The organism is Micromonospora craterilacus (genome assembly GCF_003236315.1).
Taxonomy (GTDB): Bacteria; Actinomycetota; Actinomycetes; order Mycobacteriales; family Micromonosporaceae; genus Micromonospora; species Micromonospora craterilacus.
Window position 1 is genome coordinate 1 of record NZ_POTY01000156.1, and the last position, 17,161, is coordinate 17,161.

The 17,161-nt window shown below is 72.2% G+C and carries 14 protein-coding genes and 1 pseudogene; 4 read left to right on the forward strand and 11 right to left on the reverse strand.

The genetic code is table 11. The features are described 5' to 3' along the window. Positions 1 to 955: ROK family transcriptional regulator (locus C1I95_RS22335; RefSeq protein WP_111216317.1), on the reverse strand; the 955-nt coding region annotated here is incomplete at its 3' end. Between the two features lie 461 nt (positions 956 to 1,416). Between C1I95_RS22335 and C1I95_RS22340 the strand changes: the two genes are divergently transcribed. Then, positions 1,417 to 1,899: a hypothetical protein gene (locus C1I95_RS22340; RefSeq protein WP_146605792.1), complete on the forward strand. Its 483-nt coding sequence runs from the start codon at positions 1,417 to 1,419 to the stop codon at positions 1,897 to 1,899. Between the two features lie 69 nt (positions 1,900 to 1,968). On the opposite strand, the gene C1I95_RS35345 is transcribed toward C1I95_RS22340, so the two are convergent. Both C1I95_RS35345 and C1I95_RS36520 read right to left on the reverse strand, forming a co-directional pair. Then, positions 1,969 to 2,154 carry a hypothetical protein gene (locus tag C1I95_RS35345; RefSeq protein WP_158566446.1) on the reverse strand — a complete coding sequence of 62 codons (186 nt, stop codon included), beginning with the start codon at positions 2,152 to 2,154 and terminating at the stop codon, positions 1,969 to 1,971. Then, positions 2,088 to 2,221: pseudogene (locus tag C1I95_RS36520) on the reverse strand (ABC transporter ATP-binding protein); the annotation flags it as partial. The gene C1I95_RS35345 and the pseudogene C1I95_RS36520, both read right to left, overlap by 67 nt. Positions 2,222 to 2,239: 18 nt before the next feature. On the opposite strand from C1I95_RS36520, the gene C1I95_RS22350 reads away from it, so the two are divergent. Beyond that, a complete protein-coding gene (locus C1I95_RS22350) occupies positions 2,240 to 3,037 on the forward strand; it encodes a TAXI family TRAP transporter solute-binding subunit (protein ID WP_233513808.1) in 798 nt (265 codons plus the stop codon). A gap of 45 nt (positions 3,038 to 3,082) precedes the next feature. On the opposite strand, the gene C1I95_RS22355 is transcribed toward C1I95_RS22350, so the two are convergent. The 7 genes from C1I95_RS22355 to C1I95_RS22390 form a co-directional block, all read right to left on the reverse strand. Beyond that, on the reverse strand, positions 3,083 to 4,048 hold the full coding sequence (locus tag C1I95_RS22355) for a putative endonuclease domain-containing protein (RefSeq protein ID WP_111216299.1): 966 nt from the start codon (positions 4,046 to 4,048) through the stop codon (positions 3,083 to 3,085). Between the two features lie 401 nt (positions 4,049 to 4,449). After that, entirely contained in the window at positions 4,450 to 4,641 is a 192-nt protein-coding gene (locus C1I95_RS22360; RefSeq protein ID WP_111216301.1) for a DUF397 domain-containing protein, read from the reverse strand. After that, positions 4,632 to 5,435: a helix-turn-helix domain-containing protein gene (locus C1I95_RS22365; protein WP_233513809.1), complete on the reverse strand. Its 804-nt coding sequence runs from the start codon at positions 5,433 to 5,435 to the stop codon at positions 4,632 to 4,634. The genes C1I95_RS22360 and C1I95_RS22365 overlap by 10 nt, the downstream gene beginning before the upstream one ends. A 973-nt stretch (positions 5,436 to 6,408) precedes the next feature. Continuing rightward, positions 6,409 to 6,945, reverse strand: a complete 537-nt coding sequence (locus C1I95_RS22375; RefSeq protein WP_111216305.1) for a hypothetical protein — start codon at positions 6,943 to 6,945, stop codon at positions 6,409 to 6,411. 2 nt (positions 6,946 to 6,947) lie between these two features. Further along, complete coding sequence (gene dnaG / locus C1I95_RS22380; protein WP_111216307.1) at positions 6,948 to 8,807, reverse strand: DNA primase; 1,860 nt, start codon at positions 8,805 to 8,807, stop codon at positions 6,948 to 6,950. 160 nt (positions 8,808 to 8,967) lie between these two features. Then, complete coding sequence (locus C1I95_RS22385) at positions 8,968 to 9,819, reverse strand: siderophore-interacting protein (RefSeq protein WP_111216309.1); 852 nt, start codon at positions 9,817 to 9,819, stop codon at positions 8,968 to 8,970. Between the two features lie 31 nt (positions 9,820 to 9,850). After that, the gene (locus tag C1I95_RS22390; RefSeq protein WP_111216311.1) at positions 9,851 to 11,092 is read right to left on the reverse strand and encodes a deoxyguanosinetriphosphate triphosphohydrolase; all 1,242 of its coding nucleotides are present in this window, start codon (positions 11,090 to 11,092) and stop codon (positions 9,851 to 9,853) included. 313 nt (positions 11,093 to 11,405) lie between these two features. Between C1I95_RS22390 and C1I95_RS22395 the strand changes: the two genes are divergently transcribed. Next, complete coding sequence (locus C1I95_RS22395) at positions 11,406 to 11,906, forward strand: roadblock/LC7 domain-containing protein (protein ID WP_111216313.1); 501 nt, start codon at positions 11,406 to 11,408, stop codon at positions 11,904 to 11,906. 39 nt (positions 11,907 to 11,945) lie between these two features. Here the strand turns inward: C1I95_RS22395 and ppdK are convergent, their stop codons facing one another. Further along, the gene (ppdK, locus tag C1I95_RS22400) at positions 11,946 to 14,681 is read right to left on the reverse strand and encodes a pyruvate, phosphate dikinase (RefSeq protein WP_111216315.1); all 2,736 of its coding nucleotides are present in this window, start codon (positions 14,679 to 14,681) and stop codon (positions 11,946 to 11,948) included. Positions 14,682 to 14,996: 315 nt separating this feature from the next. On the opposite strand from ppdK, the gene C1I95_RS22405 reads away from it, so the two are divergent. After that, positions 14,997 to 16,775, forward strand: a complete 1,779-nt coding sequence (locus tag C1I95_RS22405) for a beta-N-acetylhexosaminidase (RefSeq protein ID WP_233513811.1) — start codon at positions 14,997 to 14,999, stop codon at positions 16,773 to 16,775. Positions 16,776 to 17,161: the final 386 nt, after the last annotated feature.

A 17,161-nucleotide genomic window follows, 5' to 3' on the forward strand; every position in this document is an offset into this window, starting at 1 on the left:
CCAGAACCCCACCGACCCGCCGACCCCCGTCGCGGATCAGCTGGATGCAGGTGACGTCCCCCTCCACCGCACCCTCGGCGACGTCCACGGCGGTCACCGCACCCCGGGCGGCGAGCCGGTCGGCCAGTGCCGGCGACCCTCCGCTGCGCGCGGCGGCCGTCGCGTCCTTGGCCAGGGCGGCGCCGCTGAACAGCGCCTCAAGGCAGCCGACGTTGCCGCAGGAGCACATCGGACCGTGCGAGTCGACCTGGATGTGGCCGATGTCGCCGGCACAGCCGTCGGTACCCCGGTAGACCTCGCCGCTGAGGAAGATCCCGCACCCGATGCCGGTGCCGATCTTGACGAAGAGGAAGTCCTCGACCGAGTGGGCCACCCCGCCGTGCCGCTCCCCGATCGCCATGATGTTGACGTCGTTGTCGACCACCGCCGGGCAGCTGTGCTCCCTGGTGAGCAGCTCGCGGACCGGGAAACGGTCCCAGCCCGGCATGATCGGTGGGGAGACAGGTACGCCGTCGCGGAAGCTGACCGGCCCCGGCACGCCCACGCCGATCGCGTCGAGCCGCTCGTACGCGCCGTCCACCCGAGCCTTGTGCAGCAGCTCGTTGACGCGCTGGAGAGTCACCTTCGGGCCGTTGCGGATGTCGGCCGGCTCCCGGTACGCGGCCACCGGCTCCAGCCGACCGTTGACCACCTCCACGTCGATCGAGCTGGCGCCCAGGTCGACGGCGGCGAAGCGCAGGTGCGGGCTCAGCTCGACGAGGGTGGAACGCCGGCCGCCCCGGGAGGCCGCGAGCCCCGCCTCCGCGACGTAGCCGAGGCTCACCAGGCGCTCCAACTCGGCCAGCAGTCTCGGGCGCGGCATCTGCAGGCGGTCGGCCAGCTCGGCCCGGGATACCGCCCCCTCGTCGCGGAGCAGCCGCAACAGGCGTACGTGCAGTGGATCGACCGTCCGCACCGGACCCACCTCTTCGACGGAGTGGTTCACATCGACGCAATGTCGATGTGTTGTGTCCGACACAGTAGGAGCCTTCCATGCCGCCTGTCCAGACCTTTGCGCATGCTGAACAGAACTTTTATCCGCACGAGCAAAAGGTTCCTCGCCACGGACACCGCCCTCCGGGAGCACGCCGGCACCCTGCGCCGACGGCGCTCCTGGGTCGCCCCCCAGGTCGCCCCCGTCAGCCGGACCGACGGCACCCGACGACGTTCATCAATCACGAGAAATCCAGACATGAGGCGGCCACCATTTGGCCACACCGGGCCTTATGTCGATCATCGACGATGCGTTGACAGCAATTCGCCACTGGATGTAGCGTGCCGATCGAGACACGGGGGCAATGACTTTCCAACAGGCACGGCGCATTCATTGGTGGATGCGCTTTCCCGGCGTCTCCGAATTACGGGGAGGGAAGACCCATGAGAATGGGCCACCGCACGATTGCTGCGGCCTTGTTGGCCGCGGTGCTGTTCGCACCGGCCGCTCGAGCCGAGGCCGCGCCGCCGGCCGCGCCCGGTCCGGCACCGGCCGTGGACAGCAGTCTCACCTCGACCGAGCTCGCCAAGCTGCGCCAACCCGCCGCGAACCAGTCGGTGACCCCCTTCGGGAACTGCACCGCCGGGATATTCTGCGGCGTGGTGAAGAACCGGCTCGGCAGGTCGGTGAAGATCTCCGGAAACTGGCCCTCCAACACCAAGACGATGATGCTGCCGGCCGGCCAGGGCCCCGCCTCCGACTCCAGCTACTACTACGAATTCCGGGACACTGACGGTTTCGAGGTGCCCGCCGGCTACATCTACAGCGACCCGATTGGCAGCAAGTACCGCCCCGGCTGGCACCGGGTGCGGGATTACCAGGAGATCACCCTCAACGGCTGGTGCCTCGTTTCGGCCTGCGGCTGACCGCCGGCCCGAATTCTGCACCAGAATTGCTGCCACGCCCATTGTTCGGGGCGTGGCAGCAATTCCCCATTACTTGTAGAGCGACGTCGCCGTCCGGCGCGCGGCGACCAGCAACCCGACGGCCAGCACGACGAGCCGGCACAGCCGTTCCCAGACCACGCGCCGGGCCTGCGGGTCGAGCCGCAGACAGACGCGCAGCCGATCATGCGCATGGTCGAGGATTTCCCGACGCCGTCGGGATCGAGAAATCTGCACGCCTCGTTGACGCGTACGTCGACTCGGTGTCGTCGCCGGCGGTGAAGTCGCCGAATCGCTTTCACAGGCCCCGCGCCTCGAATGAGTGGTGGCGCCATGGCCCGCCGGCTACGAGGCGCGGGGCGAGCCCCGGGGCCTCCGGGAGAACATCACCCGCCTGGTCGACGGCGACATGGAGATCGCCTTCAGCCTGGTCGACACGGCCGCGGACGCCAGCGCCGGACGTGGTGCCTTCGCCGGCCAGCCACAACCGGTCCGGGCGCTGGCCCGGGTCTACAGCAACTACACCCACGTGATCGTCCGCGCCGACGCAGCGATCACCAGCGTCGCGGCGCTGCACGGCAAGCGGGTCTCCACCGGCTCACCGAAGTCCGGTACGGACGTCATCGCCGGCCGGCTGCTCACCGCCGCCGGCCTGGATCCGGAGCGGGATGTACGCCGGGCCCGGTTGTCGCTGCCGGAGACGGTGGCCCGGATGCGCGCCGGGACACTCGACGCGATGTTCTTCTCCGGCGGGCTGCCCACCCCGGGCATCGCCGACCTGCTCACCAGTGCGCCGGGCCGGTTCGCCCTGCTGCCGGTCGCCGATCTGATCGAACCGCTCGGCGCGGCGCACGGGTCGGTCTACACCACCGCCGAGCTGCCCCGGGACACCTACGACACACCGGCCGGCACCCCCACCGTCACGGTAGCCAACGTGATCCTGGTCAGCGCGGACATGCCCGACCAGTTGGCGTACGACCTGACCCGACTGCTCTTCACCTACCAGGCCGACCTGGCCGCGGTGCACCCGGAGGCCCGCAACTTCGACCGGCAGAGCGCCGCCGGCACCGACCCCATCCCCCTGCACCCCGGCGCCGCCCGCTACTACCAGGGCGGCTGACCCGCGCCAGCTGCGGGAGAGACCTTGGACAGCTTCCGTTATGCGCTAACTGTCCACGATTCCGACGTCGGGCCGCCAGCCTGCGGCGAGGAGGGCACGCCGGACCGTGTCGGCGACCTCATCCGGGTACGCCCGGACCAGCCATGCGGGGAAGCGGAGGATCCGATCCCCGGTCGTCCAGACGTCGTTCTGGCGTCGCATGTCCGCAGCCCACTGGCGTACGTCCATGTGATGTGCCCCGTCGATCTCCACGTGCACCCGCCATGCCCGCCAGTACGCGTCCAGCCAGCGGGTACGTCCCGCCGCATCAGTCCGCCGTTCCTGCAGATCGGGCGGGGGCAGCCCAGCCCTGCGGCAGACCCGGACGAAGTCGATCTCGCTCAGTGCCTGGGCGCCACCGGCGATATCGTCGATGGTCTGCCGGATCAACCCCCGGCGTGGTGCCCGAGGCAGCAGGTCCAGCACGGCGGCCAACTCCTCGGGCAGCACCCGCCGCTGCTGGCAGCCGGCCGCGAGCACCTCCTGCGCCTGCCGTACCGACGATGCCCATCCGGCCGCGTCGACCAGCGCACGCGGCGTGGTGGTCCGGGGCGGGCGGCCGACCTGAAGATGCTCGGCGGGCAGCACAGCAGTCCGGTGCACCACCACGGCGGCCATGTCGATCGGCAGCCGGCGCAAACTGGTACGACCGGCCCGGCGGGCCGCCGGCACAAGCACGTGCAGGGGCTCGGGTCGCAGGCCGCGTACCCCCGCCTCGGTGGCGGCCGTGGCACCCGCGAGGACGGCACCCTCACCGGCGGCGAGGACGGCAACCCACAGCTGCTGGTCCCGGGTCAGCCGCCCATTGCCGATCAGCAGCAGGCCGCGACTGATCGAGCGCCACCGACCGGACCGGACGAGCCCGCGTACGGCACCGTCGGTCAGCACGGTGTGGGCCTGCGCGGTAGTGAGCACGCCGGCCTGCTCGAAGGCCAGCCAATCCAGGGCGTCGGCCCGCTCGTCGGGAACCATCCGCCGACTGTGGCCGCCCCGCCGACCCCATGCCACCAGATCTTGGACAGTTTCCGTTAGCGCGTAACGGAAACTGTCCAAGATTGGCCGCGCTCCCGGCCAGAATGGCGGAGCAGCCTACGTGTGATGGTCGAGACGACCCAGGCATCGGCCCACGCCACCTGCCGACGGACGATCAGCCGGCGACGGCCCCCGCGCGCCGCGTCGCTACGAAAGCCCAGCCGCACTGGGCGACGAGACTCCCTACCGGAACGCGGGCAACTGGGCGACGAGACTCCTTGCCGGAAAGCGGGCAACTGGGCGACTCCGCCCACTACGGCCGCTCGGCGAGCCGCGCGACGAACGCGTGCCATGCCCCGGGCGCGAGGGACAGCGCTGGCCCGGCCGGTATGGAATAACCCCTACGGCCGCTGGACGACCCGCACGACAAATGCGCGCCAGGACTCCGGCGCGAAGGCCAGCACCGGCCCGGCCGGGTCCTTGGAATCGCGTACGGCCACCACGCCAGGCAGCTTGTCGGCCACCTCCACGCAGTTGCCACCATCGGGACCGCTGCGGGTGCTTTTGCGCCACCGGGCGTCGGTCAGGTCCATGTCTCCGCCACTTCCGCTATCAGATCGAGGGACTGCTGCTGCGATAGTGCCTCACCCCGGATCGACTCCCAAACCTCGACCATCCGCTGCACATACTCGGGGCGGTCGATCACCTGCCCGTGGCGCTGCCCCTCCAGGTAGACCACGTCTTCCCCGGCAGGTGAGGTGGCGATCACGAAGGGACCACCGAGCCCCGCATAGGGCCCGGCGGAGAGCGGCACGACCTGGATCCGGACCCGCGGCAGCGTCGAGCCGAGCTTCACCAGGTGCCGCAACTGCTCACGCATCACCTCTGGCCCGCCGATCCAGCGGCGCAGCACGTACTCGTCGATGACCACGCTGAACAGCGGCGGCCGGTCGCGGGTGAGCGCCGCTTGGCGGTCCAGCCGGTTCGTTACCTGTTGCTCAATTTCGTCCGGCGCGAACAGCCCGCCGCCAGCCAGCAGCGCGCGGGCATACCCCTCGGTCTGCAACAGGCCCGGCACGCACAGCGGCTCGAACGAACGCAGCGCGGTAGCTTCTTGTTCAACGCCAGCCCAGTCGCGGAACCATGGCACCACGGTCTCGCGGCTGATCCGCCGTTGGATGCGCTCGAACCGCCCGTCCGCGCCCAGCACCGCGTCACATCGGCGGGCGAAGTCCAGGCTGGGGCGGCGTTCGCCGGTCTCCACCTTGGCCACCAGCGCGGCCGAATAGCTCAGCGCCTCGGCCAACGCGGTCTGGGACATGCCGACGGCGGCTCGGGCGAGCCGCAGCTCCTCCGCGAACAGCTCCAGCATGGACGAGCGTTCCACGGACAGCCTCCGTACATCCTCGTACCGCCTGGGACCCAGCCCTGGACGCACTGGTCGTCACCGCGCCGAGCCTCCCACCGTAGTCGCGTCCTCAGCAGACTGTCACGCAGCGGAACCGCTCACGGGATCGGACGGCGGGCGGAACCAGGCCGGGGCGCCTGCGCACGACGAGGTCCGCAGGCGCCCCCTCCCACCTCGACGGAGGCTCACCATGCGACTCAGGTTCTGGCGGTGCCGCCCGGCGGCGACATCCCCGCCGCTCCCCCAGCGCACGCCGAACGCCCGACCGCTGCCGCCCTCTCCAGGGCCAGCACCCGACGAGCGCGCAACCCCAGCGGCGCGGACATCCGACGAGCGCGCGACCCCAGCGGCGCGGACATCCGACGGGCGGCCCGCGTGGGCGACCGCCCCGACAGAGGTGTTTCCGCTCAACGGTCCGGGACGCCCGGGATGGCTCACCAGGGCGCAGGAATGGCGGGCCAACGGGGGCCGCTGGCTGCCGTCGCCGGGCGGGACCGAGGAGGGCTGATGCCCCGCTACCGGCCACACGTCGCGGCCCGGCCGTCCTGGCGGTGCCGGGTGTGCGGGGCAGCGTGGCCGTGCTCGCCCGCCCGGTTGGCGCTGCTCGGCGAGTACCGGCAGAACCGGACCGGCCTGCTGATCTACCTCGGCGGGCTGATGTACGACGCGGCGGACGACCTCCACAGCCAGGCCCCGCCGGATGTCCTGGCCGACCGTTTCCTCACCTGGGCCCGATCCAGGATCGAGTGGCCTGGAAGGCCGAACGAAGCCACTCGATCCCGGATCGAGCCGACGGATGCCACTAGACCCTGGATCGAGCGTGATCATGGGCGGCCCACGCGTGATCATGGGTGGAGCCGCGACGTCCAGCTTCAGGGGAAGGCGACCGCGCGGAACCGTTCGACCGTCATCTGGGTAGGGCTGAAGGCCACGGCGCCGGGTGACGCGCGCGTCAGAGGTTCTGTGGCGTCGTCGCGGCGCGCGCCGCCGCCACGAGCCGGTCGGTCTCCGCGAGGACGTCCGGGTTGTCTACGGGGGTGCCGGGGTCGAAGCGGACCATCCACGTCAGACCGTCCACGCCGGGTACGCGCCGGCCGACGATCCGGCCGGCCCCGTCGGGCAGGGCGTGGTGCTGGGTGTACGCCACGGACTTGGTCACCCGGGTGCGTACCTGATGCGGCAGGTCGCCCGGATCGAGCAGCAGGTAGCGCTCCGCCGGACAGTCGGCGACCACCAGGTAGCCGTCGCGCTCGGCGATCCGCTCGCCGGGGGTGACGATCAACTCCCGGCCCGACCAGACGGCCTTGACGATGTCGTGCCAGCCGATCCGGTGGCCGCGCCCGGGCAGCCAGAGCCCGAGGTTGGTGGCGACCACCACCCCGTCGCCCTCGCCGTTGCCGGCGGACGCCCAGGCCAGTACCCGCTCGTCGCGCTCCAGCGGCGGCCGGTCGGCCAGCGGCAACTTGGGCCGGCGGCGGAACAGTTTCATCTTTACAGCCCTCCCGCCGCCTGCTCGCGCAGCGCTCGGGCGTGCTGCTCCAGCGAGAGCAGCTCACCGAAGGTGGCGAAGTACTCGTCCTTGTTGCTGACCGGGTTCATCCGCTGGATCCGCGACTTCAGCTCGCGGATCCGGGCGGTGACCGAACCACCTTGCAGGCGGGCCATGGTGACCGCGACGTACCGCGGGTCGGGCTCACCGTCGATCCGCAGCGGCTCCACCGCCAGCTCGCCGACCAGGGCTCGGGCCACCAGGTCGTCGCAGGCGTCGCGGACCGACTCGATCCACACCGCACCGGCGGTGGCGGTCGCGGCACCGCCGGCCGCCGCGATGGCAGACCGGACGGCCACGTGCACGGGATGCCGGTAGTCGGACGCCTCGACCGCGTCGAACATCGGCCCGGCCAGCACCGGTTCCTGCAACGCCAGCTTGAGCGCCTCCCGCTCGACCATCGACTGCGGGCTGTCCACCGTCGGCTCGCTCCGGGCCGGGCGCGCCGGCTCGTCCCCCGGCCGTCCCGAGGCGGCGGTCAGCACCGCCCGCTGCACCGGCTCGATCTCCATGCCGAGGTCACCGGCGAGCTTGCGGACGTACTCCGGGCGCTTCTCCCGGTCCTTGAGCTTGGCGACCAGCGGGGCGGCCCGGCGCATCGCCTCGACCCGGCCGTCGACGGTGTCCAGGTCGTACCGGCTGATGACGTGCCGCAGCGCGAAGTCGACAAGCGGCTCGCGGCGGGCGACCAGGTCGCGGACCGCCAGGTCGCCCTTTGCCAGACGAAGCTCGCACGGGTCCATGTTGTCGGGGCTGACCGCGATGAAGGTACGCCCGACGAAGCGCTGGTCGTCGTCGAAGGCGCGCAGCGCGGCCTTCTGGCCGGCCGCGTCCCCGTCGAAGGTGAAGATGATCTCGCCGGCGACCGCGTCGGTGTCGAGCAGCAGCCGGCGCAGTACGCCGATGTGGTCGGCGCCGAACGCGGTGCCGCAGGTCGCCACGGCGGTCGGTACGCCGGCCAGGTGGCAGGCCATCACGTCGGTGTAGCCCTCGACCACCACCACCCGGCCCTGCTTGGCGATCTCCCGCTTGGCCTGGTCGACGCCGTAGAGCACGTGCGATTTCTTGTAGATCGGCGTCTCGGGGGTGTTGAGGTACTTCGGGCCGTCGTCGTCCTCGAACAGCCTGCGGGCGCCGAAGCCGATCACGTCGCCGGTGAGGTCGCGGATCGGCCAGAGCAGCCGACGCCGGAACCGGTCGATCAGGCTGCCCGAGCGGGCCGGGCGGGACAGCCCGGCGGTGACCAGCTCGTCGTGGCTGAAGCCGCGCTGGCGCAGGTGCTTGGTGAGCAGATCCCAGCCGTCGGGGGCGAAGCCGCAGCCGTACCGTTCGGCGGCGGCCCGGTCGAAGCCGCGTTCGGCCAGGAACTCCCGGGCGGTACGCGCACCGGCGGTGGTCAGCTGGGCGGTGTAGAACTCCACCGCGGCGGCGTGCGCGGCGACGAGCCGCTGCTTCTGCCCCTGCTGGGGGCGGCTGCGCGGGGTGGTGCGGTCGTCCTCGACGTACCGCAGCTGCACCCCGGCCCGGTCGGCGAGCCGCTCCACCGCCTCGACGAAGCTGAGGTGCTCGGCGTCCATCAGGAACTTGATGGCGTCGCCACCGGCGCCGCAGCCGAAGCAGTACCAGACGTTGCGGGCGGGCGAGACGTTGAACGAGGGGCTCTTCTCGTCGTGGAACGGGCAGAGCCCCTTGAGGTTGCCGCCGCCGGCCGACTTGAGCGTCACCGTGTCGGAGATGACCTCGGCGATGGAGGTACGCTCCCGGACCAGCGTGATGTCCTCGTCCTGGATCCGCCCCGCCATACCGCCACCCCCTCGGCCTACATCCTGCCCTGCCGCCTCCACGGCCCAAGGAAGGGCCCCTTGTTAACGCCGGCGGTAGAGGAAGGGTCCCCTTTTAACAGCGGGTCGGCTTAACAGCGGGTCGGCCGGGGCGACTCCCGGGCCGGTGGCGAACCGACGGTCAGCCGAGCGGTGCCGGGGCGGGGGTCGAGGACTGCTCGTCGGCCTCGACCTGGCGGTTCCAGTCGGGCTTGGTGGCCCGCCAGCCCTCGTCGTCCAGGCCCCGGCGCCAGTAACCGGAGATGGACAGCCACTCGCGGGACACGCCGCGCTCCACCCGCAGCAGCCGGCGCAACTGGCGGACGAAGTTCGCCTCACCGTGCACGAAGGCGTGCACTGTACCGGGCGGGAACTCCAGCCCACGGACGGCGGCCACCAGCGCCTCACCCACCGGGGCGCCGCCCCGGTGCAACCAGGTGAGGCGTACCGCGCCGGGACTGGGCAGCGGCTGCTCGTCGGCCGGTCCGTCGACCTCGACGAAGACGTGTGCCGGCGCGTCGGCCGGGAGCCGGGTCAGGGACGCGGCGATCGCCGGCAACGCGCTCTCGTCGCCGACCAGCAGGTGCCAGTCGGCGTCCGGGCTCGGCGCGTACGCCCCGCCGGGGCCGGTGAACAGCACCTCGTCGCCGGGCCGCAGCGCGGCGGCCCACGGGCCGGCCAGCCCCTCGTCACCGTGGTGCACCACGTCGACGGTCATCTCCCCCGCTGCGGCGTCCCAGGCCCGCACCGTGTACGCGCGCAGCCGAGGCCAATCCTCACGCGGCAGGTCGCGACGGATCGCGCCGAGGTCCAACGGGCGCGGGTAGTCGACCCCGGCGACCGGAAAGACGATCTTGATGTAGTGGTCGGTGAACTCGCCGACCGGCAGGCCGGCCAGTTCCTCCCCGCCGAGCACCAGCCGGACCACGTGCGCAGTGGGCCGCTCGGTGCGCAGCACGCGGGCGGAGGTGACTGTCTTGGGGCGCTCGGTCATCTGGTTAGGCTACCCTCACCGCCCAGTCCGCTCAGCCGGGGATCAGGCGGGCGTGCCAGGCGAGCGCGGCCGGGTCGGTCAGCGAAGCCACCTGGTCGACCACCACCCGCAGCCGGGCGGCATCGTCCGGGGCCGCCCGCCACAGCGGGCCGAAGACCGGGTCGAGCACGTCCGGCGCCCGCTCGGCCAGTACCCCGACCAGCTCGGTGAGGATCTCCCGTTGCCGCTGGTAGCGGCCCAGCGCGTCGGGCCGGCGCATCACGTACCGCAGGGCTATGCCCTTGAGCAGCGCGCACCGGGCGCGCAGCGGCCGGGGCAGGACGAGATCGGCGGCGTACCGGCAGTGCGGCCCGGCACCGAACCGGGCGGTGGTGGCGGCCACCGCGGTCGCCACGAAACGGCCGGTCAGCACGCTGGTGGTGGCCTTGAGCGCGGCCTGGGCGCGGTGGCTGCCGTCGTACCGGGCCAGCGGGGCGAGCACCGGGTCGGCGAGCAGGTCCACCAGCACGTCGCCGAGGTAGCCGGGTGACTCGGTCGAATAGATCGCGGCCACGTCGGCGCAGAGCGCCGCCCGCTCGTCGGCGTCGGCGAGCAGCGGCTCCAGCGTCAGGTACCCGCCGTGGATGCCGTCCTCCACGTCGTGCACCGAATACGCCACGTCGTCGGCCCAGTCCATCACCTGCGCCTCCAGGCAGCGCCGCTCGCCGGCCGGGGCACCCTCCCGCAGCCAGTCGAAGACGGGCAGGTCGTCGGGGTACACCCCGAACTTGTGCCGGCCCGGGCGGCGGGGCCACGGGTACTTGCTGACCGCGTCGAGCGAGGCACGGGTGAGGTTCAGCCCCGCGGAGCCGCCGTCCGGGGCGTACACCTTGGCCTCCAGACGCGTCAGTACCCGCAGGGTCTGCGCGTTGCCCTCGAACCCGCCGCAGCCGGCGGCGACCGCGTCGAGCGCGGCCTCGCCATTGTGCCCGAACGGCGGGTGCCCGAGGTCGTGAGCCAGCCCGGCGGTGTCCACCACGTCGGGGTCGCAGCCCAGCCGCGCGCCCATCTCCCGCGCGATCTGCGCCACCTCCAGGCTGTGGGTCAGTCGGGTACGCAGGAAGTCGTCGGTGCCCGCCGTGTGCACCTGGGTCTTCGCGGCGAGCCGGCGGAACGCCGCCGAGTGCAGCACCCGCGCCCGGTCCCGCTCGTACGGCGATCGGCCGTGGCCGTCGTCCTTGGCCGGCTCCGTCACGCGGCGCGCCGCGTCCTCCTCAGTCCGCCCAGCGCTCAATCCCCACGCTGCCGCGGTACGTCGACCAGCCGTTCCACCGCAGCCTTCCGGTCGGTCGGGCGTAACCTGCGCTCGCTCATCCGGCCACCTCTTCGCGACGACGGTCCTCGGGAGAGCTCAGGTTACGCCCGGCCGGGCGGTACGGCGCGCCGACGACCTGCGCCCGGCCGGTCCGCATCCTCCGATCAGACGAGAGTTGTCGCCCGATCGCCGACGGTCACGGGATCGCGCTGATCGACGCCTACGGGTAGCCTCGCCATCGCGGAACGTCACCTGTTGAGGCGGAGACACGACCGGTGGGAGAGACACGCTCGTGAACGCGGAAACGATGATGGGCACCGAGTTGCGGGGGCTGCGCCGACGCCGCCCCGAGGTCGCCGGCACGGTCCTTGCCGGCACGGACGGCCTGCTGATCTCCAGTGATCTGCCCGCGACGGACGCCACCCACCTGGCCGCCCTGGCCGCCGCCAGCTTCGGCGTCGGCCGTCGGATGGCGGCCACCGTCCGGCAGGGCGAGTACCACGAGTCCGTCGTGCACACCGCGGCCGGCTGCGTGGTCACCTATCCCGCCGGCCGGGACGCCCTGCTGACCCTGGTCACCGCCCCCGGGGCGGACCTGGCGGTACTGCGGGAGGAGGCGCGGGCCGTGGTCGACCGCGCCGGCCCGGCACTCGCCGCCCGACGCCGCCCGACGCCGGCCCTCCACCCGCCGGATCCGCACGCCCCGCTGGCCGTCCGCACTCCGATGGCCACCCTGCCGGCCCCACGAGCGCACCGAGATCCGTACATCACCTGGCGCCGGCCACCGATCTGAGCGCGTGCCGGCGGGCGAGTCGTCCGCCGGCACGCTCGTTCAGCGGCTGTCCGAGCCGGCCGTGACCACCACGGCCCGGCCGGCCTCCAGTCGGGCCACCGGCACCCGGAACGGCGAGCAGGAGACGTAGTCCAGCCCGACGGAGTGGAAGAAGTGCACCGAGTCGGGATCGCCGCCGTGCTCCCCGCAGACGCCGAGCTTCAGCCCGGGGCGGGCCGCCCGGCCCTCCTCCGTCGCGATGCGCACCAGCCGGCCCACCCCGTCGGCGTCGATGGACTCGAACGGTGAGATGCCGAAGATGCCCAGCTCCAGGTAGCGCCAGAAGAACGCGCCCTCCACGTCGTCACGGGAGAAGCCCCACGCCATCTGGGTCAGGTCGTTGGTGCCGAAGGAGAAGAACTGCGCCGCCTCGGCGATCTGGCCGGCGGTCAGCGCCGCCCGGGGAACCTCGATCATCGTGCCGATCAGCACCTCGACGTCGCTGCCCCCGACCACCTCAGCGATGATCTTCTCGGCCTCGGCGCGTACCGTCTCCAGTTCCTGGACCGCGCCGACCAGCGGGACCATGATCTCCGGGTAGGCGCGCAGGCCCTGGCGCGCGCACTCCACCGCGGCCTCCGTGATCGCCCGGACCTGCATCGCGAACAGGCCGGGAATGACCAGGCCGAGACGTACGCCGCGCAGCCCCAGCATGGGGTTCTGCTCGTGCATCCGGCGTACCGCGGCGAGCAGCGCCTCCTCCTTGGCGACGTCCTCGCCGCGCTCCTGGGCGACCGCCACGTCGACCGCGAGCTGCTCCAGCGGGGGCAGGAACTCGTGCAGCGGCGGGTCGATCAGCCGGACGGTCACCGGCAGGCCGTCCATCTCCCGGAAGATCTCCACGAAGTCCGCCCGCTGCAACGGCAGCAGCGCGGCCAGCGCGTCGTTCCGCTCGGTCTCGTCGCGGGCCAGGATCAGCCGCTCGACCAGCTCACGCCGATCGCCGAGGAACATGTGCTCGGTGCGGCAGAGCCCGATGCCCTCGGCGCCGAAGCGCCGGGCCCGGGCGGCGTCGCCGGCGGTGTCGGCGTTGGTGCGTACCGCCAGCCGCCGCTGGGCGTCGGCGTGCGACATGATCCGGTGTACGGCCTTCACCAGCGCGTCGTCGATGGTCGCCGGGTCGAGTTGGCCCTCGAAGTACTGCACCACCTCGGAGGGCGTGGCCGGCACCTCGCCCAGGTAGACCTTGCCGGTGGTGCCGTCGATGGAGACCACGTCGCCCTCGGTGACGGTCCGCCCGGCCACCGTGAACCGCCGCTTCGGCACGTCGATGTCCAGTTCGTCGGCGCCGGAGACGCAGGTCTTGCCCATCCCCCGGGCCACCACCGCGGCGTGGCTGGTCTTGCCGCCGCGCGAGGTGAGGATGCCGCGCGCCGCGATCATGCCGTTCAGGTCGTCCGGATTGGTCTCCCGGCGCACCAGGATGACCGCCTCGCCCTGGCCGGCCAGCTCGACCGCGCGGGCCGAGGTGAAGACCACCTTGCCGACCGCCGCGCCCGGTGAGGCACCGATGCCGGTGGCCACCGGCTCGAACTCGTGGTCGAGCTGGAAGCGCGGGAACATCAGCTGGGCCAGCTGGGCGCCGTTGACCCGGTGCAGCGCCTCGTCGAGGTCGATCAGGCCCTCGTCGACCAGCTGACCGGCGATGACGAACGCGGCGGCGGCGGTGCGCTTGCCGACCCGGGTCTGCAACATCCACAGCTTGCCGTGCTCGATGGTGAACTCGATGTCGCACAGGTCCTTGTAGTGCCGCTCCAGCCGGGCCATGTAGTCGAGCAGCTCGTCGTAGGCGGGTTTGTCGATCCGCGCCAGCTCCTGCAACGGCACCGTGTTGCGGATGCCGGCGACCACGTCCTCACCCTGCGCGTTGGCCAGGTAGTCGCCGTAGATGCCCTGCGCGCCGCTGGCCGGGTCGCGGGTGAAGGCGACGCCGGTGCCGGAGTCCGGGCCGAGGTTGCCGAAGACCATCGCCACCACGTTGACCGCGGTGCCGAGGTCGGCCGGGATGCGCTCCTGCCGGCGGTAGACCACCGCCCGCTCGGCGTTCCACGACTCGAACACCGCCCGGATGGCCAGGTCGAGCTGCTCGCGCGGGTCCTGCGGGAACTCCCGCCCGGTGTGCTTGCTGAAGATCTTCTTGTACGCGTCGACCAGCCCGCGCAGGTCGTCCGCGTCCAGGTCCAGGTCACTGGTGGTGCCCTTGGCGCGCTTGGCGTCATCGAGCGCCTGCTCGAACTCCTCGCCCGGCACCTCGCAGACGGTCTTGCCGAACATCTGGATCAGCCGCCGGTACGAGTCCCAGGCGAAGCGGTCCGCACCGCCGGCGGCGGTCGGGTCGGCCGCGCCTCCGGCCTGCGCGGAGAGGCCGATCACCGAGCGGTCGTTGAGCCCGACGTTGAGGACGGTCTCCATCATCCCGGGCATGGAGAACTTCGCCCCGGAACGCACGGAGACCAGCAGCGGGTCGTCCGGGTCACCGAGACGCCGGCCCATCTCCCGCTCCAGTGCGGCCAGGTGGGCGGCGATCTGGTCGGCCAGCCCAGCGGGCTCCTCACCGGTGGCCAGGTACGCCTTGCACGCCTCGGTGGTGATGGTGAAGCCGGGCGGGACCGGCAGGCCGAGGTTGGTCATCTCGGCCAGGTTGGCTCCCTTGCCGCCGAGCAGGTCCTTGAGATCCTTGTTGCCCTCGGCGAAGTCGTAGACGTACTTGTGTTCGACCGTCTCTTGCGCTGCCACCAAAGCCTCCCACGCGCCCGGATTGACACTTAACGAAGGTTCAGTTCTCAGATACCCCGGAGCCGGCCACCGGTAATCCGGGGAGCTGTGCCGATCGGTGGGCGAAGGCTAAGCGAACAACGCGGGGCCCGGGAGCATTCGGTGACAATAGGCACAGCAATCACGACTATCCGCGTTCGTGGCGGTTTTTGGGAACGTTTCCACGCGCACGATTACGCAAACGCCGGCCTCCTCGTACTCTTGACGGCACGCACTGTCACCACACCTCGCACCATTGCCATAACCGCCGCGAATACACCCCTCGGAGCTGTCGTCGTGTCCTCGCCGTCCACCACCGCACCGGAGCCGCTCGACCCGTCCGGTGCGGTTGACCTTCCCGCCGTGCAGACCGGCGGCGGACCGGACAACGCCACCGCAGCGGCAGACACCACCCCGGCCAGCGCCACCCCGGCCGGGCACGCGGGCACCTCGGGGCGTACCGCCGGGGAGTTGGCGGGGGCGGCGGAGCGGCAGGCGGCGGCGCTGCTCGCCCCGCCGGCACCGGTCCGGCTGGGCGACGTGGTGCCCGCCCCCGAGCGGGTCACGCCGGACGCCGACGCCGACCACCTGCTCGATGCCGACACGGTGATCCGGGTCAGCGCCGACCCGGCCGCGCTGGCCGTCGGCGAGCAGCTCGCCGCGCTGCTGCGCCCGGCCACCGGGTACCCGCTGCCGGTGACCGACGCCGCCGCGCCCGCGCCGGCCGGCGGCATCGCCCTCGACCTGACCGGCGACGCCGACCTCGGCGCGGAGGGCTACCGGCTCGACGTCACCCCCGCCGGGGTACGGATCACCGCCGGCACCGCCGCCGGGCTCCACCACGGGGTGCAAACGCTGCGCCAGCTGCTACCCGCGGCCATCGAGAGCGCCACGCCGGTCGCCGAGCGGTGGGTGCTGCCCGGCGGGTCGATCGTCGACCGCCCCCGGTACCCGCACCGGGGCGCGATGCTCGACGTGGCCCGGCACTTCTTCGGCGTCGCCGACGTGCTGCGGGTGATCGACCACCTGGCCCGGTACAAGCTCAACCGGCTGCACCTGCACCTCACCGACGACCAGGGCTGGCGGATCGCGGTCGACTCCTGGCCGCGGCTGGCCACCGTCGGCGGGGCCAACGAGGTCGGCGGCGGCCCCGGCGGGCACTACACCCAGGCCGACTACCGGCGGATCGTGGCGTACGCCGCCGCTCGGCACATCACCGTGATCCCCGAGATCGACCTGCCCGGGCACACCCACGCGGCGCTTACCGCGTACGGCGAGCTGGCGCCGGACGGGGTCGCGCCGCCGCCGTACGCCGGCACCGAGGTCGGGTTCAGCTACGTCGACCCGGCCAGCGAGCGGACGTACGACTTCGTCACCGACGTGCTCGGCGAGCTCGCCGCGCTCACCCCCGGCGGCTGGCTGCACATCGGCGGCGACGAGGCGTTCAAGGTCAAGGGCGCGGCGTACACCGGCTTCGTCGAGCGGGTGCAGCAGATCGTCGCCGGGCTGGGCCGGACGGTGATCGGCTGGCACCAGATCGCGCCGGCCGCGCACGCCGACGGGCGGCTTCTCCAGTGGTGGGGCACCAGCGGCGACGACCCGGTCACCGCCGACGCGGTACGCCGGGGCGCCAAACTGATCCTCTCCCCCGGCAACCACGCCTACCTCGACATGAAGTACGCCCCGGACACCCCGATCGGGCACGACTGGGCCGGCCTGATCGACGTGCGGCGGGCGTACGACTGGGACCCGGCCGCCCACCTGACCGACGTGCCGGCCGACGCGGTGCTCGGCGTCGAGGCACCACTGTGGACCGAGTCGGTGACGACGCTCGCCGAGATCGAGTTCATGCTGCTTCCCCGGCTCCCCGCGATCGCCGAGCTGGGCTGGTCACCACGGTCCACACACGACTGGGACGGGTTCCGCGAGCGGCTGGCCGGGCAGGGCGTCCGGTGGACGGCCGCTGGGATCACGTTCCATCGCTCGCCCGAGGTGCCCTGGCCGGCGCAGCCGAGCATCCCGACTCCTCGTCCCGGGACGCAGGACCGGGCCGCGGCACGATCCGCCCAGGCCTGACCGTCGCCGTCGTCCGCCGGCCGAAAGCGGACATTCGCCGGTGGCCGTGCCACGCTCGGCAAACGCACGACACGCTTCCCCAGCCGGCGGGCCAGGGGCGGCGGCCCCGGCCCGAGCGGGCACGGACCCGATGGGAGCAACCTCCCGGTGTGAACCGGGGTGGCGTTGCTGTCCGGATGGCGTGCCGCCGACAGGGTTCTGTCCGGATCGGGTCGTTCCGTCCGTCACCGAATGTCCGATATCGGGTGGATCGGGTGGTGGGCTGGGTCACTCCGACGGCGGAATCATGCCCGCACCCGGGTCGTTGAACATGCCGTGGCCGCGACGCCCTCCCGCGCCGCACCGCGACGCCCCCCGGCGCCGCACCCGGGCCGGCGGAATGAACC

What these genes read in the sequence shown, in the direction of transcription:
- C1I95_RS22385 (WP_111216309.1), bottom strand. Translation starts at nt 9,819, where the DNA reads ATGACCGAGCGCCCCAAGACAGTCACCTCCGCCCGCGTGCTGCGCACC.
- C1I95_RS22340 (WP_146605792.1), top strand. Translation starts at nt 1,417, where the DNA reads ATGAGAATGGGCCACCGCACGATTGCTGCGGCCTTGTTGGCCGCGGTG.
- C1I95_RS22355 (WP_111216299.1), bottom strand. Translation starts at nt 4,048, where the DNA reads ATGGTTCCCGACGAGCGGGCCGACGCCCTGGATTGGCTGGCCTTCGAG.
- C1I95_RS22375 (WP_111216305.1), bottom strand. Translation starts at nt 6,945, where the DNA reads ATGAAACTGTTCCGCCGCCGGCCCAAGTTGCCGCTGGCCGACCGGCCG.
- C1I95_RS22360 (WP_111216301.1), bottom strand. Translation starts at nt 4,641, where the DNA reads ATGGACCTGACCGACGCCCGGTGGCGCAAAAGCACCCGCAGCGGTCCC.
- dnaG (WP_111216307.1), bottom strand. Translation starts at nt 8,807, where the DNA reads ATGGCGGGGCGGATCCAGGACGAGGACATCACGCTGGTCCGGGAGCGT.